Here is a 13,073-nt window from a genome sequence, read left to right as displayed (position 1 = left end):
GAAGGCGGAGTTGCGATCCGTTTGAACGCAGGCGGCCCCGTCCCCCGTACCTCTGGCAAAGGTGAGAGCCAGGTTTCCAGCGAGGGATGACCATGGGCAGGGCGCACGTCTCCACACACCAGTTGGTGGCCGGCCGGTACCGGCTGCTCGAGATCATCCAGCGTGAGACCAACCGCATCTGCTGGTACGCCGAGGACCTCGGCGCCGGCGAGGCCGCCCGGCCGTGCCTGGTCACGCAGATCGGGCTGCCGGAGGACCCCTTCGGGGCCGAGCGCCGAGCCGCCGCGCGGCTGCTGCGCACGTCCGAGAACATGGCCCTGCTGTGCCCCGGGCGGATCGCCGCGGTCGTCGACGCCGTGGAGGAGGCCGGCGCGCTGTGGACCGTCAACGAGTGGATCGACGGCACGCCGCTCGGCGAACTCCTCTCGGAGCAGGGCACCTTCCCCTACGTGCGGGCCGCGCGGATCGGCCTGGAGGTGCTCGACGTGCTGGACGCGGCGCACGCCGAGGGCGTCACGCACGGCGAGCTCAGCCCCGGGCAGGTGTTCGTCCGCGCGGACCAGTCGGTCGTCGTCACCGGTTTCGGCCTGGCCGGCGCGACCCTGGCGCCCCGGCTGACGGCGCCCGCGTTCGCCTCTCCGGAGCAGGCCCGGGACCAGCGGATCGGGCCCGCGGCCGACCTGTGGGCGCTGGGCGCGATCCTCTACACGATGGTCGAGGGACGTCCGCCCTTCCGCGACCGGGGCCGCCCGGAGAACACGCTGAAGGGCGTGGACCGGCTGCCGCTGCGCGCCCCGGTGCGCGCCGGGCCGCTCACGCAGGTCGTGCAGGGGCTGCTCCGCAAGAACTCACGGGAGCGGCTGACCCGTCCGGGGGTCCGTGAGGCGCTGACCCGGGCACTGAGCGGGGATCCGGACGCGGCAGCCCTGGGCCCGCCGGCCGTGCCGCCGCTGCGCGGCGGCTACGGGGCCGCCCGCCCGGGCGGTCCGTCCTGGAGCAGACGGACCATGGTGGCGGGCACCGCCCTGGCCGTCGTCACCGTCGCGCTCGCCGTGCTGGTCGCGACCCAGGGACTGCCCGTCGGCGACTCGGGCGGCGACTCGGCCGACGCGCCGTCCCGGCCGCCGGCCTCGGCCACCGCACCGGGCGGGGGCACCGGCCAGGACAGTCCCCGGCCGACCGGACCCGCCCGCCCGACCGGTTCCCCCACCCCCAAGCCCACACCGACGCCGACGCCGACCGGCCCGTCCCCGTCACCGACGCGGTCGGGCCCGGCGGCCCTGCCGCCCGGTTTCCAGCGCCACCACGCGCCGGAGGGCTTCTCCGTCGCCCTCCCGAAGGGCTGGGAGCGGCTGGCCACCGACCGCCAGGGCGAGCTGGCCTACCGGGTCGTCTTCGGCGCCGACGGTGACGACCGCACCCTGGCCGTCACCTACAGCACCCGCGTGGGCCCGGACCCCGTGGCCGTGTGGCGGGACGACGTGGAACCGCGCCTGAAGCGCTCCGGCGGCTACGAGCGGATCGGTGAGATCCGGGCGACGACGTACCAGGGGCGTGAGGCCGCCGACATGGAGTGGACCGCGGACGCCGAGGGGACCCGGGTGCGCACCTTCGGCCGGGGCTTCCTGCTGGGCGGGGGCCGCGGCTCCTCACTGCGCTGGACGGCCCCCGACGCCGACTGGAGAGACACCGCGAACCAGCAGGCGCTGCGCACCGCGCTGGCCACGTTCCGTCCGGGATCAGACTGACCCGCGCGGCGCGCGCCGGGCGGTGAGGCGGCCGCGCTCCAGCGGCTCGGTGCGCCAGCGCGCGGTGACCGTCCGCCGCGCCAGGGAGCAGGTCACCGCGAGGCGGTGCGGGGTCTCCAGGAACACCACGTCGACGGCGAGCGTCCCGGAGCCGGTCCAGCCGCCGCTCACCGCGGTCGGCAGGGGTTCCTCCGCGACCGTCCAGCCCTCCGCCCCGACGCGCAGCCGGATGCCCGCCCCGTCCGGGTCCCCGTCCTCACCGAGCGTCAGCGTCCAGCCGTCCGCGTCCCGGTCGAGCCGGGCCGACCGGACGGGCCCGGCGCCGGGGGCCGCGAACCGCGCCCCGGCCCAGTCCCCCGCCCCCTCCGGCGGCGCGGACGCGCCGGGGGCGGGTGGCAGCGCGAGCCGGCCGAGGCGCTCCCGCAGGCCCGCGTCGGCGGCCTCCCGGCCGGTCAGCGGCCCGGGACCGAAGGCGGGCAGCAGATGCTCCCAGACCAGGTTCAGCAGGTCCTGCATCCGCTCGGTCGCCGCGGTCGTGGCGATCACCGCGTCGTGGTCGGGCAGCACCAGGCAGAACTGGCCGTAGGCGCCGTCGCCCCGGTAGCCGTGCCGGGACCGCCAGAACTGGTAGCCGTAGCCCTGGTCCCAGTCCTGGCGGTCCACCTCGCCCATGGCCCCGCCGGTCGGTATGCGCGGCCGGGCGGCGCGGGCCGCCCAGCCCTCGGGCAGCAGCCGCTCGCCCTCCCACAGGCCGTCGTTCAGGTACAGCTGGCCGAGCCGGGCGACGGCGTCGGTGGGGGCGTGCAGACCGCTGAAGCCGATCTCGCGCCCGGTGCGGTCGCGCCGCCAGAACACCTCGCCGATGCCCAGCGGGTCGAGCAGCCGGGGCCGCAGGTAGGCCGAGAGCGACTGCCCGGTCACCCGCTGCACGATCGCGCCGAGCGTGTAGGTGGTGGGCTGGTTGTAGGCGAAGACCGTGCCCGGGTCGCGGTCGGGCGGCAGCAGCAGGAAGCCCCGCACGGGTTCGTCGGGGTCGCGCGCGTACGCCTCCTCCACGGTCTCCCGCTCGTGGCCGCTGGACATGGACGCCACGTGCCGTACCAGCATGGCCCGGCTGCGCGGGTCGGTGATGCCGGCCTCGAACTCCGGGAAGTACGAGATCACCGGCGCGTCGAAGTCCAGCAGCCCCTCGGCCTCGGCCAGGGCGGCGGCGGTCCCGGTGAAGCTCTTGCTGAGCGAGTACAGCAGGTGGGGCCGGTGTGGCGAGTACGGCGCCCACCAGCCGGCGGCGACGAGGTGCCCGTGCCGCATGATCATCAGGCTGTGCGGCTCGATCTCGGGGGCGGCTTCGAGGGCGTCGAGGAAGGCGTGGACGCCGGCGGCGTCGACGCCCTGGGCTGCGGGACCGGAGGACGGCAGGGCGGAGGCACTCATGCGGGCATCCTGCCCTGCCCACAGGCCTTGATCGACCCGTTTCCGCGCCCGTTGTCAGGGGACCCGGCGGTTATGGTGCAAATCGGATACACGATGATGACCGAGCAGGCCGGCCCCCGCGACCTCGTCGACCACGTGGTGCGGGCCGAGGAGGCGGGCTTCGACTTCTCGGTGACCTCCGACCACTACTTCCCGTGGCTGCGCTCGCAGGGTCACTCGCCCTACGCGTGGGCGGTGCTCGGCGCGGCCGCCCAGGCCACGTCACGTATCCCGCTGATGACGTACGTGACGTGCCCGACGTTCCGCTACCACCCGGCGGTGGTGGCGCAGAAGGCGGCGACGGTGCAGCTGCTGTCCGAGGGGCGGTTCCGGCTCGGCCTCGGCTCGGGCGAGAACCTCAACGAGCACGTGGTGGGCGGCGGCTGGCCGTCCGTGGACGTGCGGCACGAGATGTTCGAGGAGGCCGTGGAGATCATCCGCGCGCTCTTCGAGGGCGGCCACGTCAACCACCGCGGCACCCACTTCGACGTGGAGTCGGCCCGGCTGTGGGACCTGCCGGACGAGGCGCCGCCCATCGGCATCGCCGTCTCCGGGGAGCGGTCCTGCAAGCTTGCGGGCCGGCTGGGCGACCTGGTGATCGCCACGGAACCCAAGGCGGGCCTGCTGGAGGCGTTCGACCGGCACGGCGGCGAGGGCAAGCCCCGCGTGGGCCAGCTGCCCGTCTGCTACGACCCCGACCGGGACACCGCCGTCAAGCGGGCGCACTCCCAGTTCCGCTGGTTCGGCAGCGGCTGGAAGGTCAACTCGGAGCTGCCGCACCCGGACTCCTTCGAGGCGGCGACCCAGTTCGTCACGCCCGACGACGTCGCCGAGTCCATTCCGTGCGGTGACGACCCGGAGGCCTTCGTCGAGGCCGTCCGCCCCTACGTGGAGGCCGGGTTCACCGAGGTCGCCCTCGTGCAGATCGGCGGCGAGTCGCAGCCGGCCTATCTGGACTGGTCGGAGAAGACGCTGCTGCCCGCGCTGCGCGAGGCGTTCGGCTGAGTTCCTCCGCCAGCGCCGCCACGGCCCGTTCCGCCGACTGAGCCCTCCGCTGCGGGGGGCTCTTCTTCAGTTGTGCGCTCAGCCGCTGCGCCTGCCCGGTGGCCGGCAGGAACCCGACGAGCAGGAGGGGCAGCAGCAGGCGTCTGACGAGCAGTTCGTCCGCGGAGGTGACGTGCGGCCGGCGCACCACCGAGACGTTGACCCGGATCGCGTGCTCGTTGCCCGGCGGCACACCGGGCCGGTCGCTCTCGATCGCGGCGTAGCGGAATCCGTGCGCGAAGTCGCAGGGCGGGCACCCGGCCGGGCCGCGGGCGAGCCGGTCGCCGCAGTCCGGGCACACCAGCCGGTCCAGCGCGGCGTCCACCACACGCCAGTCGTACCGGTCGGGTTCGGCCACGACCATCTCGGCCAGCAACCGTTCCTCGTCGCCGCCTGCGGCGTCCCACCGCCGCAGGAAGGCGTCCCACTCCTCCTCCACGATGCCGTCCACCAGCCGGCGGCAGGCCGCGCACGCGGGCGCCCCGCCGTACTCGTGTCCGCCGCACTCCCGGCAACGCCGCAGCGCCGCACCGACCTCGGGACGCGTCATGCCGCCATCGTCCCCGAGGGGCGACCACCCGGGGAAGCGGATTTCGGCCCGGGCGAGGGCGCCGCACCGGCCCTCCGGACGGTCCCCGGCCCGCGGAGAGCGCGCACGGGGGGTGGGGCGGCGCGGCCGGTAGGCTGCCCGTCGGTACGCCGTACCGGTCCGATCTGCCCCGTTCCAGGAGAGTCGTCCGTGACTGTCGCCCTCACTCCGCCCGAGACGTCCCCCGCGTCACCGGCGCCCCTGTCCGAGCCGGTCGCGCGCGACGCGCGGGAGTTCGGGGCCTACGCCCGGACCGGCGGGTGGGCCTTCGGGCTGAAGGTCGCGCGCAGCGTGCGGCCCGGCGGGCAGGGCGCGGACGAGACGCCGAAGGTGTCCGCGAAGCAGTTCGCGGAACTCGCCGGGTGCTCCCCGGAGCGGGTCATGCGCTACTACAAGGCGTGGGACCGGGCGGCCGACGACGGGATGGTCCCCCACTTCGAGGCCCTGACGCCGGGTCAGGAGGTGGACCTGCCGGACGCCGACGTGTGGCTCGGCTACTACGTCTCCCGCAGCAGCGCCGGTTCCGAGCGCGGCACCGCCATCGCCGAGGCCGCCGAGGCGGAGGGCATCCGGCCCACGAAGGCGCTGGAGGTCGCGGAGAACCCCACCGCCCTGCGGGCCGCGATCCTCGCCGACCCCTCCACCGCCCGCGCGGCACGCCAGGCCCTGCTCGACCGTGTCCGCGAGGACCCGGAGCTCCAGTCGGAGCTGGCCCGGGACGTGGTGCGCACCGATGAGCTGAAGAAGGCCGTCGCCGGGGAGAGCCGGGCGGCCGACCGTGTCGGCTACGTCCGTCAGATCGCCGAGTCGGGGCAGATCAGGACGCCCGCCGGGCAGACCGTCGACGCGCCCTCCGGCCTGCGCCAGGAGGCCGAGCGGCACCTGTCGCTCCTCGACGAACTCGACGAGGGCGAGGACGCGGGCGAGTGGGCCACCGAGGCCTACGCCACCATGAAGTCGCTGGTCGTCGAGGCCGTGGAGGCCGATCCGGGGCTGCGGGTGCGGGAGCGGCGCACGAAGTTCTACACCAGCCTGCAGAAGGCGACGAAGGTGTTCGAGGAGCTGACCTTCGACGACGCCGGCGAGTTCTACGAGGACGACATGGTCGAGCGTCTGGAGGAGCTCCAGCGGGCCGTCGCGGTCTGCATCGAGTCGCTGCGCGGTGTGCGCGGGAATCACCCGGACAGCTGAGCATTTCGCGAAAATCGGGGGTACTAGAGGGCTCTACGTCGGTTCTTCCCGGAGGCCCCCTCGTGAACTCGTTCGTCCACAAGACCCTGGTGGTGCAGCTGCAGGCGGGCGACGCGGACCGTTTCTCCGTGCTCGCCCACCTGAGCTACGACACCACGGACCCCTTCGCCGTCACGGTCGTCTTCAGCCATGACGGCCGGGTGCTCGCCCGGTGGCAGCTGGACCGGGAGATGCTGGGCGAGGCGCTGCGGCGTCCGGTCGGCCTGGGCGACGTACGGATGCGGCCCGAGTCGCGGGGCATGTGGCGGGAGCTGCGCATGGACTTCTACGGCGACGCGCACGCCGACGGCGGCCGCCACCACGCGGTGGTGTTCGCCTGGGCCCCGGCGCTCGCGGCGTTCCTGCGGGAGACGCACGAACTGGTCCCGCCGGGCCGCGAGGAGGTCCGTGTCGACGACTTCCTGGCGGACATCCTCGCCGGGAGCTGAACCGCGCACCGCGCCGTCACGCTGCACCCGCACGGCCGTGCGGGCGCGGCGGCGCCGCCGCGTCACTGCGAGGTGTGGCGGTACCTGGTCCACAGCGGCAGAACGAACCAGCACAGCAGGTACCAGCCGACCACTCCGGCGACCAGGTAGGGCACGAAACCGTCGTGCGTCGCCACGCGCAGGATCAGCAGCAGGGACGACGTCGTCGTGGCGAGCAGCAGCACCAGGCCGAGCAGGGTCAGGCGGGAGGCCAGCCGTACCGCCTGCGGCTTGACGCGCCGGCCCGAGACGAGGCGGTGCAGTGACACGGGCCCTATGAGCGCCCCGGTCGCGCACGCGCCGAGCACCACCGTCACGAGGTAGATCGTCTGGTCCGTGTCGGTCAGTTCCTCGTACTTCTCGGTGAAGACCACGGTCAGCAGGAAACCGAACAGGATCTGCACGCCCATCTGGGCGACGCGGACCTCCTGGATGAGCTCCTGCCACATCCGGTCCGCTCTCTCCTCCTCCGTCTCGTTGCGCCCCCGGCGCATCGGCCCGCCCTGTGCCGTGTCCGCCACTGCGTCCTCCCGGTGCGATGACGTGCCCTCTGCTTCCCCGTGTGCCCCGGAAAAGACCGTCCTCCCGGGTGGGCGGCGTTTGAGCGATCAGTGGGCGGTTACACGGACGGCTCGAAGCAGGCACAGCGCGAGGAGGTCGTGGACGCATGTCCGGTACGCAGCTCACCGTGACGCTCAGCGGCGGAGGCGCCGACGACGCACGAGCGGTCGTACGGGCGCTGGAAGGCACGTTCGGCGCGCCGGACGAGTTTCCCGCCGACGAGAACGCAACGGTGCACACGGCGACCTTCGACGGCGACGCGCCGTCCGGTCGCGACGGGAACGCATCTGGAGGGGAGGGCGGGGGGAGCCTGTCGGCGCCGGTCACGGTCACCGTGCAGGGCTCCCCGGAGGCGGTGCGGCGGGCGAGCGACACGCTCTCCCGGGCCTTCACGGCGCGCGACGACGGCGCCGCCTCCGGCGACCAGGAGCAGGAGAGGCAGCTGCTCCTGGAGCCGTGAGGGTCCCGCGGTCCGCTACCAGCGGGATTCCACCTGGTCCTTGATCCGCCGGTCGTACAGGTCCCGGACGGCGGCCAGGGTCTCGTCGGGCAGCCGGGGCAGCCGTGCGGCCTCGGCGTTGGCCCGGGCCTGCTCGGGCGAGCGCGCGCCGGGGATCACGGTCGTGACACCGGGCTGCTCGATGATCCAGCGCAGGGCCAGCTGGGCCGGGGTGTACCCCTCGGGGGCGAGGGCCGCGAACTCGGCGGCGGCCTCGACGCCGGTCGCGTAGTCGACGCCGGAGAAGGTCTCGCCCACGTCGAAGGACTCGCCGTGCCGGTTGTAGGTGCGGTGGTCGTTCTCCGGGAAGACCGTGTCGCGCGTGTACTTGCCCGACAGCAGCCCGGAGGCGAGCGGGACGCGGGCGATGATGCCGACGCCGGCCTCCCGGGCGGCCGGGAGGACCTCGCGCAGGGGCTTCATGCGGAACGGGTTGAGGATGATCTGCACGCTGGCCACGTTCGGCCGGGCGATCGCGGTGAGCGCCTCCGCGCAGGTCTCGACGCTGACGCCGTACGCGGCGATCCGCTCCTCCGCCACCAGCGTGTCGAGGGCGTCGAACACCTCGTCCGTGGAGTAGACGGGCGTCGGCGGGCAGTGCAGCTGCACGAGGTCGATCCGGTCGACGCCGAGGTTGCGCCGGGAGCGGTCGTTCCAGGCGCGGAAGTTCTGCAGGACGTAGTTCTCCGGGATCTGGTCGACCCGGCGCCCCATCTTGGTGGCGACCAGCACGTGCAGGTCCGGCCTGCCGCTGAGGAAGGCGGCGATGGTCTGCTCGCTGCGGCCGTCGCCGTACACGTCGGCGGTGTCGAAGAAGGTCACCCCCGACTCCGCCGCCGCCTCCAGTACCGCGAGGGCCTCCTTGTCGTCGACGTCTCCCCAGTCGGCACCCAGCTGCCACGTACCGAGACCGACGACGGAGGCGTGCTGACCCGACCTGTCGAATGTGCGCTCGTCCATGGGCGTCAGTCTGTCATCCGTCACGGGTGCGCGCGGACCGTGCCGCTCGGCTCGCGGACCGGACCCGATTCGCTCACACGGGTGAAGGCGAGCGGCTTCCCGGCGGACGTCGCGCGCGGGGGTGTCACTCCTCGGTGGACAGCGTCCGGGCGTGGACGGTCCGCGCCACCCGGGGGCCGATCCAGCGCTTGAACCGGCGCAGCGGCTGCAGCTGTCCGGCGGCCCGGTCGAGCCGGTAGTACAGCTGGGGCGGCACGTGGGGCAGCAGGGGCGAGTGGCGCTGGCCGAGCAGGGCGAACATGCGCTCCGGGGGCAGGTGGATGTAGCGCGGGAGGTTCTCGTACCACTGGGCGCTGTAGCGGGCGGCGCTCTGCACGGGCAGCAGGGCCGCGGTGCGCTCGTGCTCGTAGCGGGCGAGGGCCTGCGGGAGCGCGGTGTGCTCGCGCAGCGCGGTGGCCAGGGCGATGGCGTCCTCCAGGGCGAGGGTGGTGCCGGCGCCGATCGAGTAGTGCGTGGTGTGGGCGGCGTCGCCGAGCAGGACGAGGTTGCCGTGGTGCCACGTGCGGTTCGTGAGGGTGCGGAAGGTCTGCCAGCGCGTCCCGCCGGGGCGCCCGAGCAGGGGATGGCCCTCCAGGACGCCCGCGAAGAGCTTCTCCAGCATGGCCAGCCCTTCGGTCTCGCCGGCGCGGTCGAGGCCGAGTCCGGTCCAGGTCCCGGGGGCGCACTCGACGACGCAGGTGCCGCGGTCGGGGCCGTAGCCGTAGCCGTAGCACCAGATCCAGCCGTGGTCGGTCTCCACGAAGGCGAAGGTGAAGGCGTCGAAGGCCTTGGTGGTGCCGAGCCAGAGGTACCGGTTGCGCCCGGCGGTGAGCCGGGTGCCGAAGTGCGCGGCGTGGCGCGTGCGCAGGTCGCTGCCGACGCCGTCGGCCGCCACGACCAGGTCGGCGCCCGCGGGCAGTTCGGCGGCGGTGATCCCGCGCTCGTACTCCAGGCGCACTCCCAGCTCGCGGGCGCGGGCGGCGAGGATCTCCAGGAGGCGGTGGCGGCCGATGCCGTGCCCCTCGTCGCCGCTGTGCCGGGTGGTGAGGTCCCCGACGTGGGCGACGCCGTCGCGCCAGCGGACGGAGTCGGCACCGAGCGCGCGGGCCGACTCGGGGTCCTGTTCGTGGAGCCGGTCGAGCAGTCCGCGCCAGTACGTCACGCCCCAGCCGTAGGTGGAGCCCTCGGGGTCGCGTTCGTAGACGGTGATGTCGTGGGACGGGTCCTGCCGCTTGAGCAGGATCGAGAGATACAGACCGGCGGGCCCGCCGCCGACGCAGGCGACCTTCACGCACACCCCTGGTGACTACTGAGAGCGGTCAATGGCCAACGCAGAGTAGCAGTACGAAAGCATCATCGGCCGGAGCGCGGAATCGCGTCAGCTTGCCGGTGTGACCCGCACCACGCGCCCCGCCGGTCCCGGAGAGAAACATCCGCCTCAGCGCTCCTCGCGGGCGGAATTTTCCCGTCCGTGCGGGCCCGCGCGCCTCCGGCAGCAAGATCATCTTCGTTCAACCTTGCACGACATAAGGGGACTTGCCCGGATCGTGGCCAACCGGCTCGGGAGGATTTCTCCCGGAACCGGACGCGGCGGTAGGCATGCGGTGACCTCACCCGAACGAATTGAGGAGATCCCTGTGCCCGAACTCAGCCGTCGCCGTGCGCTCGCCGCCGCGGCCGTCCTCGCCGGAACGGCCGGCGCCCTGCCCGCCCTCGCGCCGGCGGCCACGGCCGCCGGCCCCCACCACGGCTCCCCCAAGGCCTTCGACGAGGTCTACAAGGGCCGCCGGATACAGGGCCGTCCGGCCACCGGGTCCGGTCACCACCACCACGGCGCCGGCTACGCGGTGTTCGTCGACGGGGTGGAGCTGCACGTGATGCGCAACGCCGACGGCAGCTGGATCAGTGTCGTCAGCCACTACGACCCGGTGCCCACCCCGTGGGCCGCCGCACGCGCCGCGGTGGACGAGCTGCAGGGCGCGCCCCTGCTGCCCTTCCCCGCCAACTGACCCCGATCGCACGGCACCTGGAGCACCCGCACATGGCAGTCCGCAAGAACCAGTCCGCCCTGACCGCCGACGAGAAGCGGCGTTTCGTCGCCGCGCTGCTCGAACTGAAGCGCAGCGGCCGCTACGACGAGTTCGTCACGACCCACAACGCGTTCATCGTCTCCGACACCGACGACGGCGAGCGCACCGGCCACCGCTCGCCGTCCTTCCTGCCCTGGCACCGAAGATTCCTCCTGGAGTTCGAGCGGGCGCTGCAGTCGGTGGACGCGTCGGTGACGCTGCCGTACTGGGACTGGACCGTCGACCGTTCGCCGCGCTCCTCGCTGTGGGCGCCCGACTTCCTCGGCGGGACCGGGCGCGAGCGGGACGGCCGGGTGACGGACGGGCCGTTCGCCGCGTCCACCGGCAACTGGCCGGTCAACGTCCGCGTCGACGGGCGCACCTACCTGCGCCGCTCGCTCGGCACCGCCGTGCGGGAGCTGCCGACCCGGGCCGAGGTGGAGTCGGTCCTGGCCATGCCGACGTACGACATGGCGCCCTGGAACAGCGCCTCGGACGGCTTCCGCAACCATCTGGAGGGCTGGCGGGGCGTCAACCTGCACAACCGCGTCCACGTCTGGGTCGGCGGGCAGATGGCCACGGGTGTCTCGCCCAACGACCCGGTGTTCTGGCTGCACCACGCCTACATAGACAAGCTGTGGGCCGAGTGGCAGCGGCGGCACCCCGGCTCCGGCTACCTGCCGGCCGCGGGCACCCCGAACGTGATCGACCTGCGCGAGACGATGCGGCCGTGGCACGACACGAGCCCGGCGGACCTGCTGGACCACACGCCGCACTACACGTTCGACGCCTGATCAGACCGGCGCGCCGGTGCGGCACTCCGGGTGGCCCCAGCCGCTGTCGTTCCTGGCGATGGGCTCACCGGCCGCGTAGGCGCGGCCGCACTGGCAGCGGCCGGGGAACTTCGCCTTGATCGTGCGCGAGGAGCCCTTCGCGGCGGAACCGTTCGCGGCCGTCGCCTTGCCCGGGCGGGCGGCGCCGCGCGCGCGGGAGCGCGGGGCCTTGGCCGGGACGTCCGGGGCGGGCGGCGGCTCGGGCGAGCCGAGGCCGCTGCCCGCGGGCTCCTGCACGGTGGCGGCCTGGCTGGCGGCCCGGTCGGCGAAGTCGTTGAGCCGGTCGCCGTCGACCTGGTGGGCGGGCACGTAACGGAACTCGACCGAGCGGCCGTCCAGCAGTTCGTCGATGCGCACGACGAGCTCCTGGTTGGCGACCGGCTTGCCGGCGGCCGTCTTCCAGCCGTTGCGCTTCCAGCCGGGCAGCCAGGTGGTGACGGCCTTCATGGCGTACTGGGAGTCCATCCGGACCTCCAGCGGCACCCGCGGGTCGGTCGCCGCCAGCAGCCGCTCCAGGGCGGTGAGCTCGGCGACGTTGTTGGTGGCCCTGCCGAGCGGCCCGGCCTCCCAGCGCGCCGGACTCTCGGAGGCGTCGGCCACGACCCAGGCCCAGCCGGCGGGCCCCGGGTTCCCCTTCGAAGCCCCGTCGCACGCGGCCACCACACGTTCACGCATGCGCCCGATCATGCCATGGCCGCGCGGGCCGTCCGGCCGCCAGGGGCGGTTACGGCACGTCCGTGAGCTTCGGCATGTCACCCTCGGTCGTGGTGAGGTCGATCAGCGAGAGGTTGGCGCCCTGCGGGTCGCTGATCGACGCGAACCTGCCGAAGGGGGTGGTCATCGGACCGAACCGCAGCACCCCGCCGAGCTCGGTGGCCTTCGCCACGGCCGCGTCGCAGTCCTCCACGGTGAAGTAGACGTTGATGTACGGCGGCATCCCGGGTGGGAAGTCCTCCGTCATCCTCATCCGGCCGAGCACGCTGCGCTCGCCGAGGTCGTAGACGCGGAAGTCCGTCTCGCCGTCCTCCATGTCCCGCTGCCGGTAGGAGAAGACGGCGGGGAAGAACGCGTCGGACTGCTCCGGCTCGCGGGTGAAGACCTCCGCCCACGCGTAGGCGCCCGGTTCGGCCATCGCCTGGAAGCCCTCGTGGGTGCCGGCCTGCCAGACGCCGAAGACGACGCCGCCGGGGTCGCGGGCCAGGCACATCGTGCCGAAGTCGCCGACCGGCATCGGGTCCATCAGCACCTGGCCGCCGTGGTCGCGGATCCGGTCGGCGGTGGCGGCGGCGTCCTCGGCCGCGAAGTACAGGCACCACTGCGACAGGCCCTCCTGCCCGTCCTGGCCGGGCATGGGCGGGACGACGGCGGCGACCGCCTTGCCGCCCGCATAGGCCTCGGTGTAGTTGCCGTACTCCGTCGACGACTCGGCGAAGGTCCAGCCGAGGAGGTCGCCGTAGAAGCGCTTGGCCCCTTCGAGGTCACGGAACATCGCGTCGGCCCAGCACGGGCTTCCTTCGGGTTGCACGGCCATGGCTGCGGC

General features: G+C 73.6%; 14 protein-coding genes. 7 read left to right on the top strand and 7 right to left on the bottom strand.

Annotation, left to right across the window (positions count from 1 at the left end; translation table 11 throughout):
- Positions 1-92: 92 nt before the first annotated feature.
- Entirely contained in the window at positions 93-1,748 is a 1,656-nt protein-coding gene (locus AC07DA_RS03675; protein ID WP_479124704.1) for a serine/threonine protein kinase, read from the top strand.
- Here the strand turns inward: AC07DA_RS03675 and AC07DA_RS03670 are convergent.
- Positions 1,740-3,182 carry a serine hydrolase domain-containing protein gene (locus AC07DA_RS03670; protein WP_479124249.1) on the bottom strand — a complete coding sequence of 481 codons (1,443 nt, stop codon included), beginning with the start codon at positions 3,180-3,182 and terminating at the stop codon, positions 1,740-1,742. The genes AC07DA_RS03675 and AC07DA_RS03670 overlap by 9 nt on opposite strands.
- 72 nt (positions 3,183-3,254) lie before the next feature.
- Here AC07DA_RS03670 and AC07DA_RS03665 point away from each other — a divergent pair, with 72 nt between their 5' ends.
- A complete protein-coding gene (locus AC07DA_RS03665; protein WP_479124248.1) occupies positions 3,255-4,226 on the top strand; it encodes an LLM class F420-dependent oxidoreductase in 972 nt (323 codons plus the stop codon).
- Here AC07DA_RS03665 and AC07DA_RS03660 read toward each other — a convergent pair.
- Complete coding sequence (locus AC07DA_RS03660; protein WP_479124247.1) at positions 4,123-4,815, bottom strand: hypothetical protein; 693 nt, start codon at positions 4,813-4,815, stop codon at positions 4,123-4,125. The two genes, AC07DA_RS03665 and AC07DA_RS03660, sit on opposite strands and share 104 nt — an antisense overlap.
- 189 nt (positions 4,816-5,004) lie before the next feature.
- On the opposite strand from AC07DA_RS03660, the gene AC07DA_RS03655 reads away from it, so the two are divergent.
- Together AC07DA_RS03655 and AC07DA_RS03650 are read left to right on the top strand one after the other, a co-directional pair.
- Positions 5,005-6,045, top strand: coding sequence for a hypothetical protein (locus AC07DA_RS03655; RefSeq protein WP_479124246.1), 1,041 nt, complete (start codon positions 5,005-5,007; stop codon positions 6,043-6,045).
- A gap of 62 nt (positions 6,046-6,107) precedes the next feature.
- Positions 6,108-6,533, top strand: a complete 426-nt coding sequence (locus tag AC07DA_RS03650) for an SsgA family sporulation/cell division regulator (RefSeq protein WP_479124244.1) — start codon at positions 6,108-6,110, stop codon at positions 6,531-6,533.
- Between the two features lie 62 nt (positions 6,534-6,595).
- Here AC07DA_RS03650 and AC07DA_RS03645 read toward each other — a convergent pair whose 3' ends face one another.
- A complete protein-coding gene (locus AC07DA_RS03645) occupies positions 6,596-7,066 on the bottom strand; it encodes a DUF6328 family protein (protein WP_479124702.1) in 471 nt (156 codons plus the stop codon).
- A gap of 173 nt (positions 7,067-7,239) precedes the next feature.
- Between AC07DA_RS03645 and AC07DA_RS03640 the strand changes: the two genes are divergently transcribed.
- The gene (locus tag AC07DA_RS03640) at positions 7,240-7,593 is read left to right on the top strand and encodes a hypothetical protein (RefSeq protein ID WP_479124242.1); all 354 of its coding nucleotides are present in this window, start codon (positions 7,240-7,242) and stop codon (positions 7,591-7,593) included.
- Between the two features lie 15 nt (positions 7,594-7,608).
- Here AC07DA_RS03640 and AC07DA_RS03635 read toward each other — a convergent pair whose 3' ends face one another.
- Together AC07DA_RS03635 and AC07DA_RS03630 are read right to left on the bottom strand one after the other, a co-directional pair.
- Positions 7,609-8,592, bottom strand: a complete 984-nt coding sequence (locus AC07DA_RS03635; RefSeq protein WP_479124240.1) for an aldo/keto reductase — start codon at positions 8,590-8,592, stop codon at positions 7,609-7,611.
- Positions 8,593-8,716: 124 nt separating this feature from the next.
- Positions 8,717-9,928 carry an FAD-dependent monooxygenase gene (locus AC07DA_RS03630; RefSeq protein ID WP_479124239.1) on the bottom strand — a complete coding sequence of 404 codons (1,212 nt, stop codon included), beginning with the start codon at positions 9,926-9,928 and terminating at the stop codon, positions 8,717-8,719.
- A gap of 340 nt (positions 9,929-10,268) precedes the next feature.
- Between AC07DA_RS03630 and melC1 the strand changes: the two genes are divergently transcribed.
- Both melC1 and melC2 read left to right on the top strand, forming a co-directional pair.
- Positions 10,269-10,640, top strand: a complete 372-nt coding sequence (gene melC1, locus AC07DA_RS03625) for an apotyrosinase chaperone MelC1 (RefSeq protein WP_479124237.1) — start codon at positions 10,269-10,271, stop codon at positions 10,638-10,640.
- A gap of 32 nt (positions 10,641-10,672) precedes the next feature.
- Positions 10,673-11,494 (top strand): tyrosinase MelC2, encoded by an 822-nt coding sequence (gene melC2, locus AC07DA_RS03620; RefSeq protein ID WP_479124235.1) that lies wholly within the window; start codon positions 10,673-10,675, stop codon positions 11,492-11,494.
- On the opposite strand, the gene AC07DA_RS03615 is transcribed toward melC2, so the two are convergent.
- A complete protein-coding gene (locus tag AC07DA_RS03615) occupies positions 11,495-12,220 on the bottom strand; it encodes a ribonuclease H family protein (RefSeq protein WP_479124234.1) in 726 nt (241 codons plus the stop codon).
- A gap of 37 nt (positions 12,221-12,257) precedes the next feature.
- The gene (locus AC07DA_RS03610; RefSeq protein ID WP_479124233.1) at positions 12,258-13,064 is read right to left on the bottom strand and encodes a VOC family protein; all 807 of its coding nucleotides are present in this window, start codon (positions 13,062-13,064) and stop codon (positions 12,258-12,260) included.
- Positions 13,065-13,073: the final 9 nt, after the last annotated feature.

The sequence above is a fragment of the Streptomyces sp. NPDC044921 genome, assembly GCF_056432865.1.
The sequence above is the reverse complement of the archived record's forward strand: the minus strand, read 5'-3'. Positions and strand labels throughout refer to the sequence as shown.

Coding starts and splice junctions, on each gene's coding strand:
- AC07DA_RS03675 (WP_479124704.1), top strand. CDS start 93: ATGGGCAGGGCGCACGTCTCCACACACCAGTTGGTGGCCGGCCGGTAC.
- AC07DA_RS03670 (WP_479124249.1), bottom strand. CDS start 3,182: ATGAGTGCCTCCGCCCTGCCGTCCTCCGGTCCCGCAGCCCAGGGCGTC.
- AC07DA_RS03665 (WP_479124248.1), top strand. CDS start 3,255: ATGGTGCAAATCGGATACACGATGATGACCGAGCAGGCCGGCCCCCGC.
- AC07DA_RS03660 (WP_479124247.1), bottom strand. CDS start 4,815: ATGACGCGTCCCGAGGTCGGTGCGGCGCTGCGGCGTTGCCGGGAGTGC.
- AC07DA_RS03645 (WP_479124702.1), bottom strand. CDS start 7,066: ATGCGCCGGGGGCGCAACGAGACGGAGGAGGAGAGAGCGGACCGGATG.
- AC07DA_RS03640 (WP_479124242.1), top strand. CDS start 7,240: ATGTCCGGTACGCAGCTCACCGTGACGCTCAGCGGCGGAGGCGCCGAC.
- AC07DA_RS03635 (WP_479124240.1), bottom strand. CDS start 8,592: ATGGACGAGCGCACATTCGACAGGTCGGGTCAGCACGCCTCCGTCGTC.
- melC2 (WP_479124235.1), top strand. CDS start 10,673: ATGGCAGTCCGCAAGAACCAGTCCGCCCTGACCGCCGACGAGAAGCGG.
- AC07DA_RS03615 (WP_479124234.1), bottom strand. CDS start 12,220: ATGATCGGGCGCATGCGTGAACGTGTGGTGGCCGCGTGCGACGGGGCT.
- AC07DA_RS03610 (WP_479124233.1), bottom strand. CDS start 13,064: ATGGCCGTGCAACCCGAAGGAAGCCCGTGCTGGGCCGACGCGATGTTC.